This is a genomic window from Spirosoma sp. 209 (genome assembly GCF_002006735.1).
Classification (GTDB): domain Bacteria; phylum Bacteroidota; class Bacteroidia; order Cytophagales; family Spirosomataceae; genus Spirosoma; species Spirosoma sordidisoli.
Window position 1 is genome coordinate 19484 of the sequence record NZ_MVEC01000013.1, and the last position, 24748, is coordinate 44231.

Annotated in this window: 18 protein-coding genes; 9 read left to right on the top strand and 9 right to left on the bottom strand. The window is 55.5% G+C overall.

Features of this window, described 5'->3' with window-relative positions; all coding sequences use genetic code 11:
* Window positions 1-861 precede the first annotated feature (861 nt).
* Window positions 862-4092, bottom strand: a complete 3231-nt coding sequence (locus B1C80_RS20170; RefSeq protein WP_077923023.1) for a sensor histidine kinase — start codon at window positions 4090-4092, stop codon at window positions 862-864.
* 162 nt (window positions 4093-4254) lie between these two features.
* On the opposite strand from B1C80_RS20170, the gene B1C80_RS20175 reads away from it, so the two are divergent.
* On the top strand, window positions 4255-6387 hold the full coding sequence (locus B1C80_RS20175) for a prolyl oligopeptidase family protein (protein ID WP_139361699.1): 2133 nt from the start codon (window positions 4255-4257) through the stop codon (window positions 6385-6387).
* A 114-nt stretch (window positions 6388-6501) separates the two neighbouring features.
* Window positions 6502-6945, top strand: a complete 444-nt coding sequence (locus tag B1C80_RS20180; protein ID WP_077923025.1) for an NINE protein — start codon at window positions 6502-6504, stop codon at window positions 6943-6945.
* Window positions 6946-7002: 57 nt separating this feature from the next.
* Here the strand turns inward: B1C80_RS20180 and B1C80_RS20185 are convergent, their stop codons facing one another.
* The 5 genes from B1C80_RS20185 to B1C80_RS20205 all read right to left on the bottom strand — a co-directional run bounded on the left by B1C80_RS20185 (window position 7003) and on the right by B1C80_RS20205 (window position 10433).
* Complete coding sequence (locus B1C80_RS20185) at window positions 7003-7824, bottom strand: M48 family metallopeptidase (protein WP_236648861.1); 822 nt, start codon at window positions 7822-7824, stop codon at window positions 7003-7005.
* Window positions 7784-8656: a hypothetical protein gene (locus B1C80_RS20190; protein ID WP_077923027.1), complete on the bottom strand. Its 873-nt coding sequence runs from the start codon at window positions 8654-8656 to the stop codon at window positions 7784-7786. Before B1C80_RS20190 ends, B1C80_RS20185 begins: the two co-directional genes overlap by 41 nt.
* A complete protein-coding gene (gene yidD / locus B1C80_RS20195) occupies window positions 8653-9111 on the bottom strand; it encodes a membrane protein insertion efficiency factor YidD (RefSeq protein ID WP_077923028.1) in 459 nt (152 codons plus the stop codon). Before yidD ends, B1C80_RS20190 begins: the two co-directional genes overlap by 4 nt.
* On the bottom strand, window positions 9108-9800 hold the full coding sequence (locus B1C80_RS20200; RefSeq protein WP_077923029.1) for a hypothetical protein: 693 nt from the start codon (window positions 9798-9800) through the stop codon (window positions 9108-9110). Before B1C80_RS20200 ends, yidD begins: the two co-directional genes overlap by 4 nt.
* A gap of 114 nt (window positions 9801-9914) precedes the next feature.
* Window positions 9915-10433 carry a hypothetical protein gene (locus B1C80_RS20205; protein WP_077923030.1) on the bottom strand — a complete coding sequence of 173 codons (519 nt, stop codon included), beginning with the start codon at window positions 10431-10433 and terminating at the stop codon, window positions 9915-9917.
* A 728-nt stretch (window positions 10434-11161) separates the two neighbouring features.
* Here B1C80_RS20205 and B1C80_RS20210 point away from each other — a divergent pair.
* Window positions 11162-13132: an ATP-binding protein gene (locus B1C80_RS20210; RefSeq protein WP_161492795.1), complete on the top strand. Its 1971-nt coding sequence runs from the start codon at window positions 11162-11164 to the stop codon at window positions 13130-13132.
* A 12-nt stretch (window positions 13133-13144) separates the two neighbouring features.
* On the opposite strand, the gene B1C80_RS28175 is transcribed toward B1C80_RS20210, so the two are convergent.
* Window positions 13145-13426, bottom strand: a complete 282-nt coding sequence (locus tag B1C80_RS28175) for a hypothetical protein (RefSeq protein WP_129603145.1) — start codon at window positions 13424-13426, stop codon at window positions 13145-13147.
* Between the two features lie 747 nt (window positions 13427-14173).
* Here B1C80_RS28175 and B1C80_RS20215 point away from each other — a divergent pair.
* Together B1C80_RS20215 and B1C80_RS20220 are read left to right on the top strand one after the other, a co-directional pair.
* A complete protein-coding gene (locus B1C80_RS20215; RefSeq protein ID WP_077923032.1) occupies window positions 14174-16282 on the top strand; it encodes a PAS domain-containing protein in 2109 nt (702 codons plus the stop codon).
* 122 nt (window positions 16283-16404) lie between these two features.
* Window positions 16405-18042 carry an ATP-binding protein gene (locus B1C80_RS20220; RefSeq protein WP_077923033.1) on the top strand — a complete coding sequence of 546 codons (1638 nt, stop codon included), beginning with the start codon at window positions 16405-16407 and terminating at the stop codon, window positions 18040-18042.
* A gap of 319 nt (window positions 18043-18361) precedes the next feature.
* On the opposite strand, the gene msrA is transcribed toward B1C80_RS20220, so the two are convergent.
* Window positions 18362-18928, bottom strand: a complete 567-nt coding sequence (gene msrA / locus B1C80_RS20225; RefSeq protein WP_077923034.1) for a peptide-methionine (S)-S-oxide reductase MsrA — start codon at window positions 18926-18928, stop codon at window positions 18362-18364.
* Window positions 18929-19120: 192 nt separating this feature from the next.
* Between msrA and B1C80_RS20230 the strand changes: the two genes are divergently transcribed.
* From B1C80_RS20230 to B1C80_RS20245, 4 genes are all read left to right on the top strand, one after another.
* A complete protein-coding gene (locus B1C80_RS20230; RefSeq protein ID WP_077923035.1) occupies window positions 19121-20002 on the top strand; it encodes a PPK2 family polyphosphate kinase in 882 nt (293 codons plus the stop codon).
* Window positions 20003-20040: 38 nt separating this feature from the next.
* Window positions 20041-20922: a PPK2 family polyphosphate kinase gene (locus B1C80_RS20235; protein WP_077923036.1), complete on the top strand. Its 882-nt coding sequence runs from the start codon at window positions 20041-20043 to the stop codon at window positions 20920-20922.
* A 225-nt stretch (window positions 20923-21147) separates the two neighbouring features.
* Window positions 21148-23529 (top strand): TonB-dependent receptor, encoded by a 2382-nt coding sequence (locus B1C80_RS20240; RefSeq protein ID WP_236648862.1) that lies wholly within the window; start codon window positions 21148-21150, stop codon window positions 23527-23529.
* 76 nt (window positions 23530-23605) lie between these two features.
* Complete coding sequence (locus B1C80_RS20245) at window positions 23606-24496, top strand: DUF4249 domain-containing protein (RefSeq protein ID WP_077923038.1); 891 nt, start codon at window positions 23606-23608, stop codon at window positions 24494-24496.
* Between the two features lie 108 nt (window positions 24497-24604).
* Here B1C80_RS20245 and B1C80_RS28905 read toward each other — a convergent pair whose 3' ends face one another.
* The gene (locus B1C80_RS28905) at window positions 24605-24736 is read right to left on the bottom strand and encodes a hypothetical protein (protein WP_255376582.1); all 132 of its coding nucleotides are present in this window, start codon (window positions 24734-24736) and stop codon (window positions 24605-24607) included.
* Window positions 24737-24748: the final 12 nt, after the last annotated feature.

Consider the following 24748-nt stretch of genomic DNA (forward strand, 5'->3'; position numbering starts at 1 on the left):
GGCAATACTTATTCCTAATAAGAAACAGAGAAACTGTGGGACTAGTTTACTTTTAATAAACTAGTCCCACAGTTCAGATTAGTTGGCAGGTCCGCAAGGGCCGACACTTTCCCACTGAACTGTAGTGCCCATCTTAAAGAAGAGTCTATATTTGGTACACGATTTTGCACTTACACATTGCCCAGCATTAATTGTACTATACTCAAATATAGTTGTACAACTTGTTCCCCAGAATCTGCCAAGAATGCCTAATTCTTCACTGCTGAAGGTTCCATTTGTATCTGCATATGTAACCCCCGTAAACAGCGTGATACAGCCCAGGATACGTAACGCATGTTACATTTTCTTTTTCATATCAGAAGCTTGATTAAGTGAATGATTGGTCGAAATATATGTATATATATATTAAAATAAAATAAATATAAGATAGATTGTTGCATAAACGATTCAAGCCAGTGACAATCTTCACACCTTCAACAGAGCCATAACTAATCCTTGTTCTGTATGTGTATCAGGTTTTATGTCCATAAACAAAATAGATTTAACTGCCAACTAAATATTAGAGAATTGTGGCGATGACGGTATTGCGATTGATGCCAAGCATACGAGAAGCATCACAAATAACTGTTCCGTTAAGTATCATCAGTACAACCTGCTTTTAGACGCTGGGATCGCAGGTTTAGCGTATTAGGTTTAGACGAACATGCGTTCGCAGTCATAGCACCGATGCCGTCGGGTGCTAGTTGGTTTAATGCCGTAACGCGTGAGTGGCTGAGTTAGGCCGCAGCGTATATAGGCAACTGTTTATGAGGCCGTAATTAAGGATAGGCAGTTCAACGTTGTTTCGCGGGTGAAGCAAGCTTAATTTTCCAGCCCCGATAAATTAATCAGCGCCTGGTAGAGCCGTCGGCCGGGTAAGGCCCCGATCGGGATGTCGATCGTGACGCTGAGTCCTTTGCCGGGCTGCGTCTGCCAGTCTATCTTCCCGTTCAGAAGCGCCACCCTCGACTCAATGCTACCCAAACCCAGGCCGTTTCCTTTCTGCTGGATGACCTCGTAATCGAACCCGTTGCCGTCGTCGGTATAAACCAGCGTCACCATGTGCTGCGACTGGTGCACCCGGAGGGCAATGTAGCGGGCGTTGGCGTGCTTGAGCGAGTTGCTCAGCAGTTCCTGCGTAATCCGGTACAGCATCACTTCTATGTCGGTCGGTAACCGGTTGGTCAGCACCGTATTGGGGCGGTTGTCTTCCATCGACTGATCGAGCAGGAGCTGCGCCTGTACGATACCACTGGCGTTGATCCGGTTGATCAGTTCCTCGATGGCGGGCAGGTAGCCATGCTGCTCCAGCGTTTTGGGGTTCAGCTTGCGGAGCAGGTTCCTGATGTCGCCGATGGTGTCGTTGATCAGGCTGAAGATGGTGGTTTTCAGGGATAAGATACCTGGCGTTTCGCCTACCTGCTGCGTTAGCTGGGTCGTATACAGTTTGATGGTCGCCAGCCGGGTGCCGATCTCGTCGTGCAGGTCGCGGGCAATATCTTTCTTAACCTGTTCCTGAATGTCGTATGCCAGCCGGAGCCGTTCGGCCTGCTGGGTGCGGATGGCGTTTTCGCGCCGGCGTATCCAGCCCAGTATCAGCAGCGCGGCCAGCAGGCTCATCAGCAGCACGAAGGGCCACCGCAGCCAGAAAGGGGGGCTGATACGAATGGCCAGTTTCCGGACGTGGTTGCTCCAGTGGCCATCGCGGTTGGCGGCTTTGACCTGAAAGGTATAGTTGCCGGGGGGCAGGTTGGCGTACCGGACGTAGTTCCGCTCGCCCGCCGATACCCATTTCTCATCGTACCCACTCAGCTGGTACTGGTAGGTGTTGCGGCCGTTGCTGACATAATCGAGCGCGGCAAACTCCAGCGAGAGGGTGTTCTGATCGTGGGTCAGGTCAATCTGGTTTACCTCATCGACATAGGCGTAGGCCGCCAGCGGCATCTCATTGACCGAGAACGAATAAATATGAACCTGCGGATTGAAAAAACTGCTGCGGAACAGGTCGGGCTGAAAGCGGTTGAAGCCGTTGACCCCGCCAAAGTACATGTCGCCGTTGGCCACGCGTACGAATGCGTTTCCGTTGAACTCGTAGCCCTGAATGCCGTCGGCGGGCGTAAAGTTCTTGACGGTCTGCGTAACCGGATCGATCCGCGACAGGCCCCGGTTGGTGCTGAGCCAGATATGGTTCTGAACATCGGTCAGAGAGCCATACACGAATGAGTTGGCCAGCCCCTGCGGTTCGGCGTACAGCTGGAAGCGGCCCGTATGGGGTTTGAGCGCGACCAGCCCCCGGTCAGACGCCAGCCAGAGGGTTTTGCCGTTCGGACCGGGCCGGATGTGCAGAATAGTATAGCCGTTTAGGCCGGTCCGGATCAGCCGCCAGGCCAGCGGGTTGACCGGTCCGGCACCGGGCCTGGCCAACGGGAGCTGGTAGCAGAAATAACCGTTCAGGTACGTACCGATCCAGAGCTGGCGCGCTGGCGCATCGTACCAGAAGCTGAAGATATTTTGCCCGGCCAGGTGCGTTACCCGGCTCCAGCGTTTCCGGATGGTGTTGAGCGCGTACATGCCGTCTTCGGTAGCAGCAATCAGCAGGGAGTCGGCTAGGCTGACCAGGTTTCGGGTGTAGTTGCCGGCCACCAGGCTCGTTGTGGGCTCGAACCGGATCGGGTCAAAGGTCTGGGTCTGGGGTTGGTAAACCATCACCCCACCGGTGGTGCCTACCCAGATCCGGCGCTGCGGGTCGCGGTAGAGGCATTTTACGAAGGTGTTTACCGGCAGATCGTTCCGGCCTATATTGGTCAGATAGCGCTGAACGATCCGGTTGGTTTGTGGATTGAGTACGTCGATGCCGTTTTCGGTAGCGATCCAGAGCCGGTCGAAGCGCTCTTCCAGAAAACCCCGGATGGTGTAGTTGCTCAGGGTCTGGTCGGGGGGGAGGGTAGGTACGGCCAGCCGTTTGATCATGCCGTTGAACTGAAACGCATCGGGAACGATACGCGCCAGCCCGTCGGGGTCGACGTTGGCCCAGACGATGCCGAGATCGTCGACGTACAGTTTGGTGATCTTGAAATCGGTGAGCGGGCGGGCGTTGTCGAGCGAACCGTTGACCCGGCCAAACAACCGCGACCGCTTGTCGAAATACAGCACACCATCGCGCTGGGTACCGAGCCAGAGCCGCCCCCGCTGATCGGCGCTGATGCTGTAGATGGCACTGATCGGCTTGGCGCCTGCCGTTTCGTAGGTCTGGAACGTATTATGCCGGTAGTCGAGCCGAATCAGCCCCTGGGCGGTTCCGATCCAGGCCACGCTGTCTTTGTCGATCAGAAAGGAGAAAACGGCCTGGACCGACCCGAGTTTATTGCCGGGCCGGTCGCTGAAATAGCGCACATACGAACGGGTGCGCAGGTTGTAGCGGAGCAGGCCTTTAGGTTCGTGCAGCCAGATGTCGCCTTCGGGTGTGCGAACGGTTGAGCTTTGCAGGTCGTACTCTTTGGTCGGATGCAGGCTGGGGTCCAGCACCGTTCGCTGTCGGGTCTGGTAATCGAAATGCACGAGTCCCTCGCGGTCGCTGAGGTACAACAGGCTGGTGGTGTCGACAAAGAAAGGCAGGGTACGGCTGGCGATGAGCTGTTTGCCCGGCGAATTCATGAACTCGAACCGGTCGCAACGCCGGTCGTACCGGTTCAGGCCGGCTTCGGTACCGACCCACAGATCGCCGTTGGGCGCTTCGATGATGCCGAAGATATTGACCCCGCGCAGGGTGCCGGGCAGCGGGGTGCCGCGCTCATCGAGGGCGGGTCGGTAGGTTCGGAAGCGGTGCCCGTCGTAGCGGTTGAGGCCGTCCTGGGTGCCGAGCCATAAAAACCCCCGGCTGTCCTTGAGCATGTAATAGACCGAACCCTGGGTCAGCCCGTCGTCGACACTGATGTGGTCGACCCGAAAATGAACCTGGTTGGTTCCGCCTGCCGACTGCGCCGACACCTGACCCGTCAGGATGCACCATAGGTACATCAGGCCAATCAGAATGCCAGCCGGTAGTCGTAACATGAGGAAGGAAGGAATGAGTAATTATTTGTAAATGAGATAAGTATTTATCGTAATTGCAAGCGGCTACAAACAAAAACGAATGTACCGACGGCCTTGCCTTTCCGAAGCGCCAGCCCGAACTTATGGGTTATATTTGCTCCCGGTATTTATCAATACTTCATCATGCGCCTTCCTGCTTCGCTTTCCGTATTGCTTATGCTCAGTTCATCGGCCGCTCAGGCCCAGACCAACCCGTCCTTATCGTATCCGGCTACCCGAAAAATCGACCAGGTCGATACGTATCACGGCACATCGGTAGCCGACCCGTACCGGTGGCTCGAAGACGACCGCTCGGCAGAAACAGCGGCCTGGGTGACTGCCCAGAACAAGGTCACCTTCGACTACCTGGCCCAGATTCCGTACCGCCGTCAGTTTCAGACCCGTCTCGAACAGGTCTACAACTACCCCAAATATTCGGCCCCTAGCCGCAAGGGCGACTGGTACTACTTTTCCAAGAACGACGGCCTGCAGAATCAGTCGGTGCTGTACCGGCAGCGGGGGCTCGACGGTAAGCCCGAAGTAGTCATCGACCCCAACAAACTCTCGACCGACGGCACAACCCGGCTGGGCGCGTTCTCGCTCTCGAAAGATGGCGCCTACGCCGTTGTCGGCACGTCGAAGGGTGGCTCCGACTGGCAGGAATACCGTATCATGGATCTGGCGACCAAGACCTACCTGCCCGAAACCCTCGAGTGGGTAAAGGTATCGGGGGCGGCCTGGCAGGGTAACGGCTTCTACTACAGCCGCTATCCCAAACCCGAAGGATCGGCGCTGGCGGCTAAAAACGAAAACCACCAGGTCTTCTTCCACACGATCAACACGCCCCAGAGCGCCGACCGGCTGGTCTACGAAGATGCCGCCAATCCGCAGCGGTTTCATATCGTCGGCACCACCGACGACGAGCGATTTGCACTGCTGACGATCAGCGACCGCGGCAAAGGAAAAGACGGCAACGCGCTCCTGGTGATGGACGCCCGGGCCAAAACCACGGGCTTCGTGCCGGTGATTGGGGAGGTGACCAACTTCACTTACAGCGTACTCGACAACGACGGGGCCGACCTGCTCATAGAAACCAACGCCGACGCTCCCAACAACAAAATCATGCGCTACAGCACCGCATCGAAGAAATGGACGCCGGTGCTGCCCGAAAAGCCCGAACCGCTCGTCAGCGCCCGTACGGCTGGCGGCAAACTCTTCGCCGAATATTCGAAGGACGTCACTTCGCGGGTATACGTATACAGCTACCAGGGCAAACTCGAAAACGAGATCAAGCTGCCTACGCTCGGCTCGGCCGATGGGTTCGGGGGCGAGAAAGACGACAAGTTCGTATTCTACACCTTTACGTCGTTTACCTTCCCGCCCACGATCTACCGCTACGATCTGGCCAGCCGGAAAAGTACGGTGTTCCGGGCGCCGGAGGTAGATTTCAAACCAACCGATTACGAAACCAAACAGGTGTTTTTCACCAGCAAAGACGGTACACGGGTGCCGATGTTCCTGACTTACCGCAAAGGCCTGCAGCTGGACGGTACCAACCCGACGCTGTTATACGGCTACGGTGGGTTCAACATCAGCCTGCCTCCCGGTTTTAACCCGCTCCGGATTCCGTTTCTAGAGCAGGGCGGTATTTACGTGCAGGTTAACCTGCGGGGCGGCTCCGAATACGGCGAAACCTGGCACGAGCAGGGGATGAAGCTGAAGAAACAGAACGTATTCGACGATTTCATCGGCGCGGCCGAGTACCTGATTGCCCAGAAATACACCAGCCCGGCCCGGCTGGCCATCCAGGGCGGCTCGAACGGCGGTTTGCTGGTCGGCGCCGTTATGAACCAGCGGCCCGAGCTGTTCCGGGTGGCTGTTCCGCAGGTGGGCGTTATGGATATGCTTCGTTTCCATAAGTTCACCATTGGCTGGAACTGGATTGCCGACTACGGCAGCGCCGACAATGCCGACGAGTTCAAGGCGCTGTATGCGTACTCCCCCCTGCATAACCTGAAGCCGGGCCTTAACTACCCCGCGACCCTGATCACCACCGCCGATCATGATGACCGGGTTGTACCGGCCCACTCATTCAAATACGCGGCTACCCTGCAGGAGGTGTACAAAGGCACCAATCCGGTGCTGATCCGGGTCGATGTCAACTCCGGGCACGGGGCCAGCAATACCAAGAAGAACATCGAGACGACGGCCGATATCTATTCGTTCATCCTCTGGAATATGGGCATAACAACGCTGAAAGAGGCGGCAGGCCGATAGGGTAAGTTGGGTATAAATACTTAAACAGGCTGCTTTTTGGAGAGGTGCGTTTGATGTCTGGGAATAAGCCTTATTTTTGGCTGTTTACAAAAGTCCCACTATACCATACGTACCATGAAAAAGTTACTTGTTTTTTGCCTGCTCACCGTAGCAACCCTCACCACTCGCGCTGCTGATCTGTCGGTAGACGCTTACCTAATTGATGATCAGCAGGTTGAGCAGCTGTTTGCACAAAGCGAAGACGTTAGCCTGGCCACCGTTAGTACTAACCTCTTACAGAGCCAGCAACTGACCGCCGACCTGACGGGCACGGCCCGGGTAAAAGCCGGTGGTAAAGAGTTTGTACCGGCTTTGCTGTTGAACTTCTTTCTGGGAGGACTAGGTATTCACCGGTTTTACTTAGGTACCGAAACGCTGACCTGGGTGGGTTATATTCTTACCTGCGGTGGAATTTTCGGGATTGTGCCCCTGGTAGACTTCGTTGTCCTGATTGTTAACCACGATAACCTGTCACCTTATATCGACAATCCGAAGTTTTTCATGTGGGCCAAAAACTAGTCGGGCCTGTCTGATCGATCCAGCGCCTGCCTTCATCGAGAAGGCAGGCGTTTTTGTTTAACGGACCAGGGTCAGTATCTCCTGGCGTACCTGCGCGTTGAACGCGTTGGCCCGCCGGGTGTTGACCTCCCGAATCAGCACGTCGGTTCGGCGAACGCCCCCTGCCTGAAACGAACCAAACAGGCCGGCTCCGATCCCCCAGGCCGACAGGTAATACCCTTGCAGGAAGCTCGTAAGCCCAAAATACAAACCCGCCGACTGAACCAGAATCGATAAGGCAGCCTCGCCCGGTTTGCCCGCGTACAACTGGCCGGCGCCCGGAATAAACGTAGCGAGCCACTGCGCTTTTTTGGCGTTCTTCAATTGGGGCAGATGTTGGTAAGGGTCCTGCCGGGTCGTGGCGGAGTCGGGCAGCGTCGATAGCAGTTCCCGAAAGTGTAGTTGAGCCTCTTGCCAGCGCTGAAGTTCATTGAGGGCCAGAATCCGGATGGCCATCAGCAGGGGCGTTGCCCGAACGGCCGGGTGTAAGTAGGGTAAACGATCGAGGAGCGATAGGGTATTCTCGAACTGCCCGGCCAGGTAAGCACACAGGATCTGTTCGTACCGGAGCCGGTACAGCAGACTGTCGGGGTAAAGAAGCTGCAGCTGGCTGTTCAGAAAGGGTACCGATGCGGCATAAAGGCCCTGCTGCTTCAGACACTGCACCTTCCCCAAAGCGGCCGTGAACTGCTCGCCGGGGTCCGAACTCATGAAGATGGCGCGCTCGTAGGCCACCCGGGCCGCCAGAAACTGCCCCGATGTATAGAGTGAATCGGCCGTCTGAAGCCGGCTCTGCGCCCTACCGGTTAAGCAGGTTACGCAAAGGAATGTGCATATCAAACAGAATCTTGTTATCATAAGTCCGGTTAAATTGATCGCGCTGCACGTGTACGGCCAGGGTGCTTCCCCAGATGGCGCCCCCGTAGAACAGGGTAAAGAGAGAGCCGAACCCCAGAAACCGCAGGCTCTTGGGTCCATCTTTCCGGTAGCCCTCCCAGGTGAGCAGCCCCAAAGTGAGAACGGGTAAGAAAGCCGCAATACCCTGCTTTGGTTTCCCCGCGTACAGTTTGCCCAGGCCCGGCACAACGGCACTCAACAGACCGGCTACTGCGGGCGAACGGCGTTTCTGCGCCTGCAAGCCAGTCCGGTAGCTATCCAGGTGTTTTTCTTCCGCGCTCAACGCATAGGACGAATACCGAAACTGTTGGCGCAGCGTGTCGTAGCGCTGAAACTGACGTTGCAGCAGGGCGATGCCAGCCTCCTCGAAAGCCCTAAGCTCGCGGAGCGTTGAATCAGGCGCCGGTAACTGCCGGGCCACCGCCGAAGCCGCATCCAGCTTCTGCTGGAAGGTTAAACAATAGGCGCCAAAATACTGCGATTTGATGTAAAAAGGCGAGCCCGACGATACGGACAGCAGGTGCTGGCTGGCAAGTTCGAGCGATTTTCCGCTGTAGGCGAGCCAGCCGGTCAGGTAAGCCAGCGAATCCAGCTGAGGTCTGCTCAGCTGGCGTGTATCGATCGATTGTAAGACAAACGAGGCTTCGTCTACCTCTTCCTTATCGGCCAGGTAGTGGGCAAACTGCCACTCCTGACTAAACGCCGACGGCTGAGCGGAGGCCCGGCCTGCCAGCAACCAACCGGCCAGCAGTATCCAGTAAACAGATGTCGTCATTGGTAGCGGCTCAGTGAGTCAATGATCGTGCCATCGGCCGGGTTGAGATCAACGGCTGGCACATCGAGTAAGCCTATACGGTTACAGCGCATAATCCGGTCGGCGCTCATAAACACGCCTTTGACGAGGCCGTATCGTTCAATGGCCAGTTTGCTGAAGTTGGAGCAGGTGATCTGATAGGGGCAGTTTCGGGCCAGCTGCTGCGACATGAGCCGCTGATACCCCAGCAGAGAACCTTTCAGCACCAGCGAAACCGGATTGTAGCGTGCTACCCAGCTCCGTTGGCGATACTGCACCGGTCGCTGCGAATTGCCGGCCCGGCGGTACTGGGCAAACACGGCACTGTTCTGAAAATCACGATCAGCCAGCAGCTGTAGATCTGAAACCGGTGTCTGCGCCCGGCTGCCGATAGTTACACCCAGTGCAACTACGAGCCCTGAAAGCCAGCGGTTCATTGCTCAACGGTAGCGTTAGCCGGAATAGAATAATCGAAATAAGGACTGGAAGCCGCGCTGTTCAGCCGAAAATCGGAATAAACCGTTTTAGAAACGGTTGAATCGCGGTTCTGGTAAACGATTTCGGTGGTTGTAGTCGGGAAAGGGCGACCTTCCAGGGGCTGGTAGTTGTAAAAATAGACCTTCCGGATTACCTTCCCGGCGCCGTCTTCGTAGTGCATGTAGATCGGATTGGCCCGGTCATATACGATTCTGACGTGTTGAACGGGTGCTTTTTTGTTCGGGGTTTTAAGCCGCCAGTCCGTAACCAGCAGTTTGCCCGTATTGGTGGTTTTAGCCTGTACGAAGCCGGCCTGAATCAGCCCCATATCGGACGTAGTACCGTTCAGGAAAAAAGAAATCTGGGTCGTTTGGGTGCTGAAGGCTTCGTTCTGGTAGCGAATGACCGCATTCCGGACAGGATCGTAAATGCTGGTTTCGCCGAGCTTGTTGGCCAGAATAACCACCCGGCGCGGAAACGAGAAATGGGTAACCATGTTGCCATTCCGCTGGTAAAACACTTCTCCTTTGATGGTAATGGACTTCCCCTGCTGAACCTGTCGGGTAGTGACCGTAGCTGACAGTCGGTTAATGGCCTGGGGAGACAGGCACAGGAACGCAGGGATAAGCAGAACTAGACTAACTTTCATGGGTAGGTGGGTATCAGATGGTTCCAAAAATAAACAATCCCGGTCATCATGCGACAACCGGGATTGTTTTACTGGCCCTACGCCAGTGATATAGCTACCTGCTTCGGTCTTCTGCTACAGCTTGAAGGTAACGCCGAGTTTCAGCGTAGCCAGGCTGGAACCCAACTCGGCAAAGCCTCCCAATGACTCAGTAAAGAAATAACGGCCTCCTATGTGGATTGGCACATAAACCGTTGTATAAGTGGGATCTATTCCGACCGACCGCAGATAGGTGTCACCATAAGAAAGCCGGTAAAAGGACAAGCCCAGACCAGCATACAGATCAGCTTTGTCGGTAGACAGGCTCAACAGCTCGTTGAAGTGGTAAGACCCCCGAGCGCCAATATCGAACGAGTTCACACCACTACCGTAGCTTCGGTAACCCAATACCCCGCCAACTGTGATGTTCTTCATTATGCCTACGTCAAGTCCGGCGTTTAAGCCGATACCGCTTCCATTGAAATAGCCGTAGCCACCAACGCCAATACCGAGGTTAACAAACTTGGTTCCTTTATCGATAGCCATCTGTGCGTACGACTGGGTACCTGCCAGCAAGCCAATGACCAGCAGCATTAATAAGTTGAATTTTTTCATGTCACAAATCTGATTTTAAGTAGAATTTGAGGGCAAAGTAATAGGCATTTCTATCAGCTAACAAACCAGCCTGCAAGCCACTTATTTATCGGTACGCTGCCGAAATGTGTACCCTAAGCACAAACGGTGTTGAGTAAACAGATAGACAAACAGAGCGATATATGAAATAGCTTTTAATCAGTGGGTTAGGTTATGTTCGTTTCCTGACGATGCGATCAGAGGCCCTTACGCCCCCTGTAGAAAGTAATTTGGGCCATATGAATAATTCCGGGTTAATCCGGTCGGAACCCAGCCGGAAAATACCCGGCCGATAGCGGGAAAATACGGGGCAGTTATGCACAGGGTACTGATTGGCTGAACTATATCGATAAGAAGTCGTTTACGAGGCAGTCGTTTGCCGATAGGTTAATGACTGCCTTCACCAAAAGCATTAATTCAGGCCCTGCAAAACCGGGCAAAGACCATTGGCCAGAAGCAATCAGCCTGGCTAACCGAGTCCCCGGTCAATGCGTTTCTGCCCCAATCGGCTCGCTATTGATCGTATCCGAACTCTTCGGCCTGAATCTGGTTCGATAGATGAAGCCCCAAACCGCTTCGGGCCAGGGCAAACACGAGTCTGGCCTTAGTTATATGACTAAATCTGTATAATTTAGCGATTAGTATATCTACACGTTATGGCCGGCGAGACTGAATTTTTTAATCCTGATTCACTAACTGAGAATGAGCGATTGAGCTTTGCCTTGCAGGCTGCTGGTGTAGGTACCTGGGACTGGGACCCGATCCGCGAACGGGTTCGGTGGGATGCACGATGCAAAGCTCTCTACGGCTTCTCAGGCGACGATCTGGTGCCGTACGAGCATGTGATCGATCAGGTTCACCCCGACGATCTGCCCCGACTTCGTGACGCGCTGACGCGGGCCGTAAACCCCGACTCGGGGGGGCAGTATGATGTCCGGTTTCGTACTGTAGCGGCCAACGATGGTCAGCTACGCTGGCTTCACTGTCAGGGAAAGGCTTATTTCAACGCCGAACAGGTCGCTTACCGGGTGAGTGGTATCGTACAGGACGTAACCTCGCAGATGCTGGATCGGGAGGCCCTGCAACGAAGCGAAGACCGGTTGCAGATCATTCTGAAGCACGCGCCTATCGGCCTGGGACTACTGAGCGGCCCCGACTTAACGTTCGAACTGGTTAACGAGCAGCTGGCCCGGATGGCGGGTCGCCCATCGAGCCAGCTGAAAAACAGACCTTTGCTCGAAGCATTGCCAGAACTGTCGGAGCAGGGGCTGAAGGCTATTTTCGATACCGTGCGCCAGACGGGGCAGCGGTTTGTGGCGCCGGAGCTGCCGGTCATGCTCGAACGCAACGGGCAGCTGGAAACCGCTTATTTCTACGCCAGTTTTGAACCGGTTCAGGAGCCCGACGGCAGCGTCAGCATCGTTGATTTCAGCCAGGAGATTACGCAGCAGTTGCAGGACCGGCGCCGGCTGGAAGACAGCGAGGCCCGTTTTCGAAACATCGTTGAGCTGGCGCCTTTTGCGGTAGCGGTCTATGAGTCCGAAGACCTGATCATATCGGTTGCCAACGAGTCGATGATCCGAATCTGGGGCAAAACTCCGGCTGTAATCGGGCAGAAACTGGCTACAGCGTTGCCTGAGCTGGAAGGCCAGCCATTTATTCCGCTGCTGAATAACGTGTTTCAGACCGGTCAGCTCTACCGCACCAACGAGCAGCCGGCCGACCTGATTGTTGGTGGCCAGTTGCAGACGTTCTGGTTCAACTTCGTTTACCAGCCGCTGACCGACCTCGATGGCCGCGTTTACGCCATTCTGAATATGGCCGTCGATGTAACGGAGCGCGTGATGGCCCGCCAGCAGATCGAGCAGAGCGAAAGCCGCTACCGGAACCTGGCGGGTGAGCTGGAGGTGCGCGTGCAGGAACGGACCCAGGAGTTACGCCAGATTAACCAGGAGCTGAAACGCTCGAACGATAACCTCCAGCAGTTTGCCTACGTAGCCAGCCACGACCTGCAGGAGCCGCTCCGCAAAATTCAGTCGTTTTCGTCGTTGCTGACCGAACACTACCAGACCGGGCTGAGCGACGAGGTAAAGGACCTGCTTCAGCGGATGGCTGCGGCCGGTTCGCGTATGTCTACCCTGATCCACGATCTGCTGACCTACTCACGCGTTACAACCCGCAAGCGGGTGTTGGAAACGGTTTCGCTGAACGAGGTCATCAGCACAGTACTCAATACCCTACAGGTAATCGTCGACGAGCGAAATGCCAGCATCCAGATCGAGCTGCTGCCGACCATCAACGGCGATCAGTCGCAGCTGGAACAACTGTTCCAGAACCTGCTCAGTAATGCGCTCAAGTTCACCCCCATTAATCGGGCGCCCAGCGTACAGGTAACATACGGCATTTGTGAGGTGAGCGAACTACCGGCCACGATCAGCGTAGCCAGCGAAGCCGGGCAGTTTCATCGGATCAGCGTGGCTGACCAGGGTATCGGGTTCGACGAGAAGTACCTGGATCGTATTTTTCAGGTGTTTCAGCGGCTCCACAGCAAGAGCGAATTTCCGGGTACGGGCGTTGGACTGGCCATTTGCCAGCAGGTGGCCGAAAACCACGGGGGAGCCCTTACCGCCACCAGCAAACCCGGCCAGGGCGCTACGTTCAGCCTGTACCTCCCGGTCTGAAAGCCCGACCGATCAGTAGCAAATCCGGCAGGGTTTGTAACCAAGGCTGCGGGCACTGCCCGTACTGACGCGGCTTATGGTTGATCGGCAGCGGGCCAGGCCGTGGCACTCGTGACTATGGTAGGCATAGGCGCTGCGACTTTCGCAGATCAGTACCGTTGCCGTAGCGGTAGCCGGTCGCAAAACGGGTTTGTGCCGGTCCGTTTGGGGCGTGGTCCCCTGCCAGTACCCAACGTGTATGGCTATCAAACAGCTTATGTACCGGAACCCCGTCGTCTTTAGCAACCCATTCATACCAGCAGCGAGTTAGCAGCCTGACTGGTCGATTTGTAAATGATTTGTACAACCGACTACAATCGGGGCTGGTTTTGTTGATCGCTAAGGTCGCTGCCTGTTGGGATTACCAGATTGGTAAATTAACTGAACGGTGGGTAACCTGGTGGTTATACTAGTAAACGGTATGACTATTGTTAGAAACTGATCTTGCTACGATGGACCGTACAGCTTTACCGTTTGCTATTTGGTCCGGCCAGGCCAATGTGCAGGCTGTAAAGCTAGACCATAAACGGGTCGCTGATAAGGGATTTGATCTACTTGTGTCTGAAATTCAACGGCCTACCTGATTGATTTCGGGCCTTTAGGGAAGCCAGTAGAGCCGATTGTTTGGGAAGTTGATAAGACAGACGCACCTGTTCCACGTAGGTGGCCAGTAAATCATAAAAATCCGCAGAAGGCTTAGAGGTTGCAAAGTGATTCATAGCAGGTATGTTTAGTTACGCAAATGTGTACGTAAATTATAATAAGCAAATTAATTGCCAATTAAAATGTTGAGGATCAGCAATCTTGTTATTCTTGTAAGTATTCTTTGTCGATAGGATCACGATAAAATGAGAAAAGCCGGGTTTGAAAACGGCCTCTGAACGAGTGTATCCTGATCGGTAGGTAATCTGCCAAAACAGCAGGATACCTGACGTCGTTATCTGGTTAATATATTTCGTTAATCTATTATTAGGTTAGCTGACAAGCCTTCCCACTTACTCAATGAATGATGACGTTAATCCATTGGGCCTCAAATCCCTGACTGAGCGCCTTGACCTTAATTTTGTACTGCAGGCCGCTGGGCTGGGCGTCTGGGAGCTGGACCCCCAGACGAACCAGGTAGACTGGGATGACCGGTGTCAGCGTCTGTTTGGCGTAACAAATACGGATTCACTATCGTACGAACAGGCCGTTCGTCATATCCATCCCGACGATCTGGGTAGGGTGCAAGAAGCGGTACAACACGCCCTGACAGCCCAGGCCGACGGGCGTTACGATATTACCCACCGAACCCTGGGAGCCGAAGATAATCAGCTACGCTGGGTGCGTTTTTGGGGGCAGGCCTACTTTGGCGAGGAGGGTAAAGCTTACCGGCTGGCCGGTGTGGCGCAGGACGTTACGGAACAGGTACTGGCCCGTCAGCAGGTAGAAGAACGCGAACGGCGATTTCAGTCGCTGATTGAGCAGGCCCCCGTTGCTACCAGCCTGTTTGTCGGGCGCGACCTGGTTATTTCCATCGCTAACGAGCCCATGCTGCAGTTCTGGGGCAAAGGCAACGGGGTGCTGGGTAAGCCGCTGGCCGAGGTACTGCCCGAACTCCGCGAACAACCCTTCCTGACTATTCTGGACAACGTATATACAACGGGTAAGCCCTACCAGGCCGTTGCGGATCGGTGTGAACTGATCATCGACGGGGAGTTGCGTACGTTTTATTTCAACTTCACCTACCAGCCCATATTCGACGAACAGGAACAGGTATACGGGGTTATGAATATGGCGGTCGATGTGACCGACCAGGTGCTGGCCCAGCAGCTCGTCAAAGAAAGCCAGGTGCAACTGCTGTCGCTGTTCGAACAGTCGCCGGTGGGTATTGCTATCATCAGCGAAGAGAACCTGACTTACCAGATGGCCAATCCCTTTTATGGGGCTCTGGTAGGGCGCCGGCCTGAGCAGCTTGTTGGTAAGCCGCTGCTTGAAGCCCTGCCGGAGCTGGCCGGACAGGGCTTCGACCTGCTGCTGCGGGAGGTGATCGAGACCGGTGTTCCCTTCAGTGCCAACGAAGTTGCGGTTGATCTGGTCCGCAACGACCGGCTCGACCGGATTTACGTTGATCTTCTGTACCAGCCCCGAATCGATATAAAGGGAATTGTTTCAGAAATACTGGTGGTGGCTACCGACGTGACGCAGCAGGTGATGGTCCGCCGTAAGATCGAAGACAGCGAAGAGCGCTACCGAACCCTGTCGGGTGAGCTGGAGCAGGAAGTACAGCGCCGAACCGAAGAGCTGATGGCCGCCAACGAAGAACTGGCGGCCACCAACGAGGAGCTGGCCTCGACCAACGACGAATACGCCCGGCTCAACGACGAACTGGGCGAGGCCAATGAACTCTTCAGCCGGTCGAACCAGAATCTGGAACAGTTTGCCTACATCGCGTCGCACGATCTGCAGGAGCCCCTCAGGAAGGTGCAGCAGTTTGGCGATCTGCTGCAGGCCGAATACAGCCAGCAGCTGGGCGAGGGGCGGCTGTATGTAGAGCGTATGCAGGCTGCCGCCAACCGGATGTCTACCCTGATCCGCGATCTGCTGAATTTCTCGCGGGTGTCCATGCGGCAGGAAATGGTCGAATCGGTATCGCTGACCGACGTAGTCAATACGGTGCTGACGGACCTCGAACTGGTTATTCAGGAAAAGGGCGCGGTGGTGCGGGTTGAGCCGCTTCCGGTCATTGAGGGCGATCAGTCGCAACTCGAACAGCTGTTTCAGAACCTGCTTAGCAACGCGCTCAAGTTTACCCAGCCCGGGCGCGTACCCCAGATCGACGTTCGGCTGGAAACGCTGTCGGCGTTCAGGCTGCCACCCTCCGTCAAACCGGCGCGGCTGGCCAGCAGCTACTACCGGATCGATGTGGTCGATAACGGCATTGGGTTCGATGAGAAGTACTTGGATCGTATTTTTCAGGTATTCCAGCGGCTGCATAACAAGCGCGACTACGCCGGTACGGGCATCGGACTGGCCATCTGCGAAAAAGTGGCGGTCAACCATGGCGGGGCTATTACGGCTGCCAGTGAGCCCGGCCAGGGCGCTACCTTCAGCGTTTTTCTGCCGGTATAATCCGCTACGATACGGTTGGACATTAGTCGTATAGTTAAAATACCTTTTAACTATAGAATCGCTCGCTCTGATTGTGTTACATTAGCCGTCAGATGAACCGGATGGAATGAGCCGGTGGGGATATGAGTAGCGAGAGCCAACCATTAGAGCCTGAAAATGCCCTGGAAATCGAGCAGTTGAGAGCGGCTCTGGAAGCCGCCCAGGTTGGTACCTGGGATTATAACTTCAACACGCACCAGGCCCAGTGGTCGGGTATATGCAAGCAGCTATTCGGCCTGCCTCCCGAGGCAACCATAACGGCCGATACCCTGCTGGAGCGCGTTCATCCGGCCGATCGGGAGTCGGTTCGGCTGGCCAACAAACAGGCGCTCGATCCGCAGGGTACCGGTGAGCATAACATTACCTTCCGGACGCAAACCGAAACCGGTGGGTACCGATGGGTACAGGCCAAAGGTAGAACCGTTACCGATTCGATGGGGCGCATTATTCGGTTTGCCGGTATCGTTCAGGATGTCAGCGAGACAATCTGGGCGCGCCAGCAGCTGGAGGCCAACGAAAAACGCCTGCAGCAAATATTCGAACAGGCGCCGGTTGTGTTGTCGATCGTAGGGCGCGAACCCGATTTTGTGTACCGCATGGCCAACGAGGCTTTTGCGGCCCTGGTCGATCGGCCGCTCGATCAGATCGTCGGCAAACCCCTGCTCACCGCCCTGCCCGACATAGAAGGCCAGGGGTTCGATAAACTGCTCGAGCAGGTGGCCACCACGGGGGTACCGTATGTGCAGCGGGCCGCCCCCGTCGAGCTGGTGCGCGGTGGGCAGCGGCAGTCGTTGTACTTCGACTATCTGTATTACCCGCTCCGGGAGGTCGACGGCGAAATTACCGGCGTCATGGGCGTCGTTATCGACGTAACGGATCAGGTGCTGGCCCGCCAGGTCATTGAGCAGGGGCAGGAGCGCTACCGGGCCCTGTCTCAGGAACTGGACGAGCGGGTAAAGCAGCGCACCCGCGCCCTTAACGAAGCCAATCAGGACCTGAGCCGGTCGAACGAAAACCTGGAACAGTTTGCCTATATCGCATCGCACGATTTGCAGGAACCGCTGCGTAAGATCCAGTCTTTCTCGTCTATCCTGCAGGAGCGCTACGGCGACAGGCTGGGCGACGACGGGGTCGACCTGCTGGAGCGGCTCACCCGCTCGGGCGACCGGATGTCCCGGCTGATTCGGGATTTGCTGAGCTTTTCGCGAATTGCTACCCGGCAGGCTACGCTCAATCGGGTGTCGCTTCAGGAAATTGTCCGGCAAACGCTGGATACGCTATCGATCACCATCGAAGAAAGTAAAGCGCAGATTCGGGTAGGCGATTTGCCCATAGTAGAAGGAGACGAAACGCAGCTGGGGCAGCTATTTCAGAATCTGCTCAGCAACGCGCTCAAGTTCCGGCGCCCGGCGGTCCGCCCGGAGGTGTCTATTGCCGCCCGGTCTGTACAGGCAACCGAGCTGCCTCCCCCGGTTCACCCGGCCCGGGCGTCGGACGTGTACTGCTGGATTACCATTTCTGACAATGGCATTGGCTTCGACGACAAGTATACCGACCGCATCTTCCAGGTATTTCAGCGGCTCCACAGCAAGCAGGATTATGCAGGTACGGGGGTCGGGCTGGCCATCTGCCAGAAAGTCGTCACCAACCACGGCGGCTACATAACCGCCAGCAGCCAGCCGGGCGTAGGATCGACATTCCACGTGTACCTGCCCGCCTGATCCGTGCGGCTACGGATGCATACTTACCTATTACTCAGTTGGTAAGAACTTAGGCCTGAGCCTTTAGTGAGTCAATGTTGCACTTTTATAGAGCTAATCGGGTCAATGTCGAACAATTTTGACAAATAATCGCTTGTGTACAGTATCAAAGGGGTCTTCATACCCCAATGGTGTGGATAGAATTGGAAAGCAGGCTGATTATGTTAGTCTGCTTTTTTGTTGACTACCCGATCTATGGCCCTGATTGCGTATTTTTACTTAAGTACGCCTATAAAAAAAGCCCCGGATTCGGGGCTTTCTCGGGAAGAGACGAAGGCGCTTAGTGAGCAGCTTCTGTTTTCAGTTTCTCCTTGAATACTTTTCTGAACTTGTCGAGCTTGGGCGCAATGACGAACGCGCAGTAGCCCTGCTCGGGGTTGTTGGCAAAATAACTCTGGTGATAAGCTTCGGCTTCGTAGAAAGTCGTGGCCGGGCTGATCTCCGTCACAATGGGGTTGTTGTAGGCGCCCGCTTTGTTGAGCTCGTCTTTAGCCGTTTCGGCCAGGCGTTTCTGCTCCTCGTTGTGGTAAAAAATAACCGACCGGTACTGCGTGCCTACGTCAGCGCCCTGGCGGTTGAGCGTAGTTGGGTCGTGGCTGCGGAAAAAAGCTTCGAGCAGCTCCTGGTACGTAATTTTGGCCGGGTCGTAGGTGACCTCAACGCATTCGGCATGACCCGTTGTACCGGTACATACCTCTTTATAGGTCGGGTTGGGTTTCTGGCCGCCTTCGTAGCCCGATACCGCGTCATAGACGCCGTCGAGCGATTCGTACAGGGCCTCGGTACACCAGAAGCAGCCTGTTCCGAAGGTTGCTTTTTCAACGTTTGCTGATTGGCTTGTGGTCATAACAGTCGATTTTTTCGCAACGGCCGGTTGCGCCTGCGCCGATAGTCCGGTGGCCGAAAGCAAGGCTATCGAGAAGGCAGTCAGGCGCCGACAAAGGGAGATCGCAACCATTCGGTTGAATAGAGGTTATTGAAGTAGGCTGAGTTTGTCAGCACCATCTTCATAACGTAACTGCTTCCCGTAAAGTTTGCCGTGAAAGACTTCGACCTCGACCGTTTCCGCTACGATGGCTCCCAGCCGTTCAGGATCAAAAAAGCCCCTACTAAAGTTGACGATCTGTACGCCGACAAAGACGATTACGAAAGCAGGCGGAGCGAACAGGCCGGCGAAATCGACTCGTGGCAGGAAAAGATGTACGCCCATAACCAGTATGGTCTGGTCGTGGTTTTCCAGGCGCTGGATGCAGCCGGTAAAGACGGAACCATTCAGCACGTATTTACCGGCACCAACCCAACGGGCGTACGGGTCTACTCCTTCAAACGCCCTACCGAACAGGAACTCGATCACGACTGGATGTGGCGCAGCTGGCGCGAGCTGCCCGAGCGCGGTACGATCGGCATTTTCAACCGGTCCTATTATGAAGAAGTGCTCGTCACGAAAGTACACCCCGAGATCCTGACCGAGAGCCAGCGCCTGCCCGAGTCCGAAACCGAAGACCTCGATAAACTCTTCAAAAACCGCTACGAAGGCATCCGCGACGTAGAGAAGTTCCTGCATCACAATGGCTTCGTTACGCTCAAATTTTACCTGCACGTGTCGAAAGACGAACAGGCCGACCGACTCATTGCCCGCATCGAAGACGCCGACAAAAACTGGAAGTTCGACGAAGGCGATGTAAAAGAGCGCGGCTACTGGGATGAATACCAGCAGGCCTACGAAGAAGCGATCAACGAAACGGCTACCAAATACGCGCCCTGGTTCGTTATTCCGGCCGATGACAAGAAAAACATGCGGCTGCTCGTAGGCCGGATCATCATCGAAGAACTGAAAAAATTACCCATCAAAGAGCCCAAGCCCGACAAAAAGCGGTTTGAGGAATTACAGAAACTGATCCCCGTTATTCGGGGTCAGTAAAATGCGGCTACTACCAACCGGAGGAGCCGCCAATAGCCATGAAAAAACTAAACATCAGGCAGTTCCGCTACGACGGTCGCCAGACATTCTCCCCAGACGTTCCTACCCGAACCGACCCGCTCTATACCGACGAGGCCGACCGCGATGAGCAGCTGGCCCGCCTGGCCGAGCGCATCGACCAGGCCCAGAACCGAATGCACGCCCACGGCCAATATGGCCTGCTGGTTGTTTTCCAGGCTATGGACGCAGCGGGTAAAGACAGCAGTATCCGGCGGGTGTTTCGGGGGGTGAACCCGTCGCGGTTCAAGATCGCCCCCTTCAAGAAACCGGCCGAGGAGGATATGAAGCACGACTTTTTGTGGCGGTTCTGGCAGGAGCTGCCCGAGCGGGGCTATATCGGGGTCTTTAACCGGTCTTATTACGAAGAGGTGCTGGCCATGCGGGTGCATCCCGAGCGGCTGCGCGAAGGATACATTCCGGCTAACCTGCTGCCCAAAAGCGACACCGATCTCTGGAAACAGCGGTTTGCCGACATCGTACATTTCGAGGACTACCTGTTTCGGAATGGATTCCCAATCGTGAAGCTGTATCTGCACGTGTCGAAAGAAGAGCAGGGCCAGCGGCTCATTGCGCGGCTGAAGGATCCCGAAAAGCAATGGAAATTCTCGGAGAACGACCTGGAAGAGCGCCAGTTCTGGCCCGACTACGAACGCGCCTATGCCGATACCATCAACGCGACCGCTACCCGCAACAATCCCTGGTACGTAATACCCAGCGACGACCGGCTCAACCAGCAGATCATCATTGGGCATATTGTGGCCGACCTGCTGGAGAACCTGCCGACCGGATTTCCGCAGGAAACCGCCAAAGAAGCCGCTGCTCTGATCCGCAAAATCGAGAAACAGGACGCCGGTAACTGATGGCGGGCTGAGTATATATACAGATGCTTCATACGGACCAGCGTGCCGTTCACCCTCTAAAAAGACGGCTTTGTCTATTTTTCGGTTAGTCCGAACTTATAGGGGTCTACTTTTGCGTTGTCATCAACGGATACGCCCAGCCTGCCAACCTGTAGGTAGGCCAGTCTCACGACCACCATGAAACAAACTGTATTAATCAGGCTGTTATGCCTGACTGTTCTGCTCATGCCCACTGTATATGCGCAGGCCCAGGCTGATCAGAACGCCAGCCCACGAGCGGCCAGCCAGGACAAGTTTACCATCAGCGGGTACATAAAAGATGCATCGAACGGAGAAGGTCTGATTGGCGTATCGGTCTATGTCAAAGAAACCGCCACGGGGGCCGTAACCAACAGCTACGGCTTCTACGCCGTTACGGTGCCGGCCGGTACCTACAACCTGGTCATCACCTACGTTGGCTACGAGAAACAAAACAAAACCCTGACCCTGACCGACCAGAACATCCGGCTCGACCTGGAGCTGAAAGAAGAAGGCCGGCAGCTGCAGGAAGTCGTCGTGTCGACCAAACGCGACGATGATAACGTCAAAAACATCGAGATGAGCGTCAACCGCATCGATGTGAAAACCCTCCAGCGGATTCCGGCACTGCTGGGCGAAGTCGATGTGGTGCGGAGCATTCAGCTGCTGCCCGGCGTGTCGACCGTGGGCGAAGGCGCTACGGGCTTCAACGTGCGCGGAGGTAGTATCGACCAGAACCTGGTGTTGCTCGACGAAGCGCCGGTCTATAACTCCAGCCACCTGTTCGGCTTCTTCTCGGTCTTCAACCCCGACGCGGTGAAAGATGTGAAACTCGTAAAAGGCGGCATACCGGCCCTGTACGGCGGTCGTGTGTCGTCTATTCTCGACGTCAGGCTCAAAGAAGGAAACGCCAAGAAACCGGAGCTAAACGGCGGCATCGGGCTTATCTTCAGCCGGTTATCGTATGAGCGGCCCCTCTTCAAAGGCAAAGGGTCGTTTATCGTGGCGGGGCGCCGGTCGTACGCCGATATTCTGGCCCAGCCGTTCCTGAACAATGATCTGAAAGGCGCCAAGTTTTATTTCTACGACCTTACGGCCAAGGCCAACTACCGCTTCAACGACAAGAACACGGTGTTTTTGTCGGGCTATTTCGGACGCGATGTGTTCGGGGCCGATTTCGGGTTCAACTGGGGCAATACCACAGCCTCGGCCCGCTGGAACCACGTCTTCAGCGACAAGTTATTCCTCAACACGACGGCCTATTACAGCAACTACGACTACTCGCTTGACTCTGACCTGAAACGCCGTCCTGAAAACGCCAACGACTATTTCCGGACCGACTCGCGCATCGTCGACTACAGCATCAAACCCGATTTTACGCTGTTTTTGGGCAAGAGCACCATTACGTTCGGTGGGCAGAGTATTCTGCACGATTTCCAGCCCGGAACGGCTACGGCCGCCAGCTCGGGCGACGTTCGTACTTTCGGGCTTACCAGCAAGTACGCGCTCGAAAACGCGGTTTACATCGGCAACGAGCAGCAGGTTTCGCCCAAACTTCAGCTGCAATACGGACTTCGGTATTCACTATTCAACTACGTAGGGCCCGGTGATGCCTATGCGTTCACGACCGACGTACCGCTGGGCACGAGCCGCTTCCCCATTACGACCATACAGTACAAACGGGGCGAAACCATTCAGACCTACGGCAACTGGGAACCGCGTTTTTCGGCCAAGTACGAACTGGGCAACAACAGCTCGCTCAAACTCAGCTACAACCGGCTGGCGCAGTACATTCACCTGATCTCGAACACGACGGCCTCGACCCCGCTCGACATCTGGACGCCATCGACCAACAACATCAAACCGCAGATCGGCGACCAGATTGCGGGTGGATTCTTTAAAAACTTTGGCCGCTCGAACGGATCGGGTAGTGAATTCGAAGCGTCGGTAGAGGTGTATTACAAATGGCTGCAAAACCAGATCGATTACATCGACGGGGCGAACCTGATTCTGAACAAGTTTCTGGAAGGTGATCTGCTCAGCGGAAAAGGCCGGGCCTACGGGGCCGAGTTCTATATCAAGCGCAACCGCGGAACGGTAAACGGCTGGGTAAGTTACACGCTGGCCCGTACCGAACGGCAGGTGGCCGGTATTAACGGTGGCGGCTGGTTCCCGACCCGTTTCGATAAGCCCCACACGCTCACAACGGTACTGCTTGTCGATCCGCCCCAGGCGAAACGCTGGAATTTCTCGGCTACGTTTACCCTGGCCAGCGGAACGCCCGCTACCTTCCCGACCAACCGGTTCGAGTTTGGTGGCTTTACGGGGCAGGTCATTTCGGGCCGTAACAACTACCGTATTCCGCCCTACCACCGGCTCGATCTGGCGGCTACCCTACAGGGGCGGCAACGGCCCGGCAAACGAAAAACCGACAACTGGGTTTTCTCGGTCTATAACGTCTACGCCCGCAAGAATCCATTTTCGGTGTTCTTCCAGCCCGATGCCGATAACCCGCGCCTGACGCAGGCTATCCGGTATTCGGTATTTGCCACGGCCATTCCGTCGGTGACCTATAACTTCAAATTCTAGGGTGGTGCCGAACCGCTCCGGCAGGTTCGGCAATAACGCGTTTTCCCGGCCAGCTCTCCGAAACTGGCGCTTGATTATGAAACACACACGTTACTACGTCCTCACGATACTGGCCGGTATCACGCTGGCCAGCTGCGAAACGGTTATTGATGCCCGGCTCGATACGGGTCCGGCCCAGCTGTCTGTAGACGGCACACTGACCGACCAGCCCGGCCCGCAAACCATCCGGCTTACCCAAACGGCCGGTTATTTCGATAACAGCGCTCCGCCGGTAGCCGCGGGCGCAACGGTGGTCGTAACCGACAATACCGGCAAGACCTACGCCTTTACCGATTCGGACAATGACGGGTACTACACCTGGACACCGGCCGCCAAAGACACGCTGGGCCGCATCGGTCGAACGTACCGGCTGTCGATTACCTATCAGGGCGACACCTACACAGCCAGCTCACGCATGAACCGGGTGCCGGCAATCGACTCGATTATTTTCCGGAAAGAGAAGATTAACCCCCTGTCAGCCACAGAAGGGTACCAGGCCGAGTTTTTTGCCCGCGATTTTCGGGGCGCTACGGACTACTATCGGGTGAAATACTACCGAAACGGCGTGCTGGCCAACAAACCCAGCGACATTATTACCCTGAAGGACGCGTCGTTCTCGGGTAGCGCCGATACCGACGGGCTGGTATTCATCCGCCCGTTCCGGCAGTCGATCAACCCGGATAGCCTCTACGCGCTGAACGACTCGGTCAAGGTCGAGCTACAGTCGCTGACGGTCGAAGCGTATGATTTCTGGCAGCAGTTCAGCCAGCAGATTACCAACGGCGGCCTGTTTGCCACTCCGCCCGCCAACGTACCGACCAATATTGTGAACACCAACCCGAACGGCCGCCAAGCCACCGGATTCTTCATCGCTTCAGCCGTCCGCACCCGTTCCACCAAAGTCACCGAAAGCGCCGTCCGCCGGTAGAGACGCAATCCCTTGCGTCTCATATGCGTCAGCAACACATATGCGTCAGCAACAAAACCTGCCGGGTAAGTGGTCCATGAGGACACGGACCACGGTGGTAGCAAAATACTACGATTTCAGCGACTGCTGAGCCAGAACACCGGGAATGATGAACGCCAGAAAGCCGATGGCCAGTACCAGCGTTAGGGTGATGTGCAGAATGGCCACCACGAGATTGACAATAAACCGCACGGTCTTCATACTAATCTGATT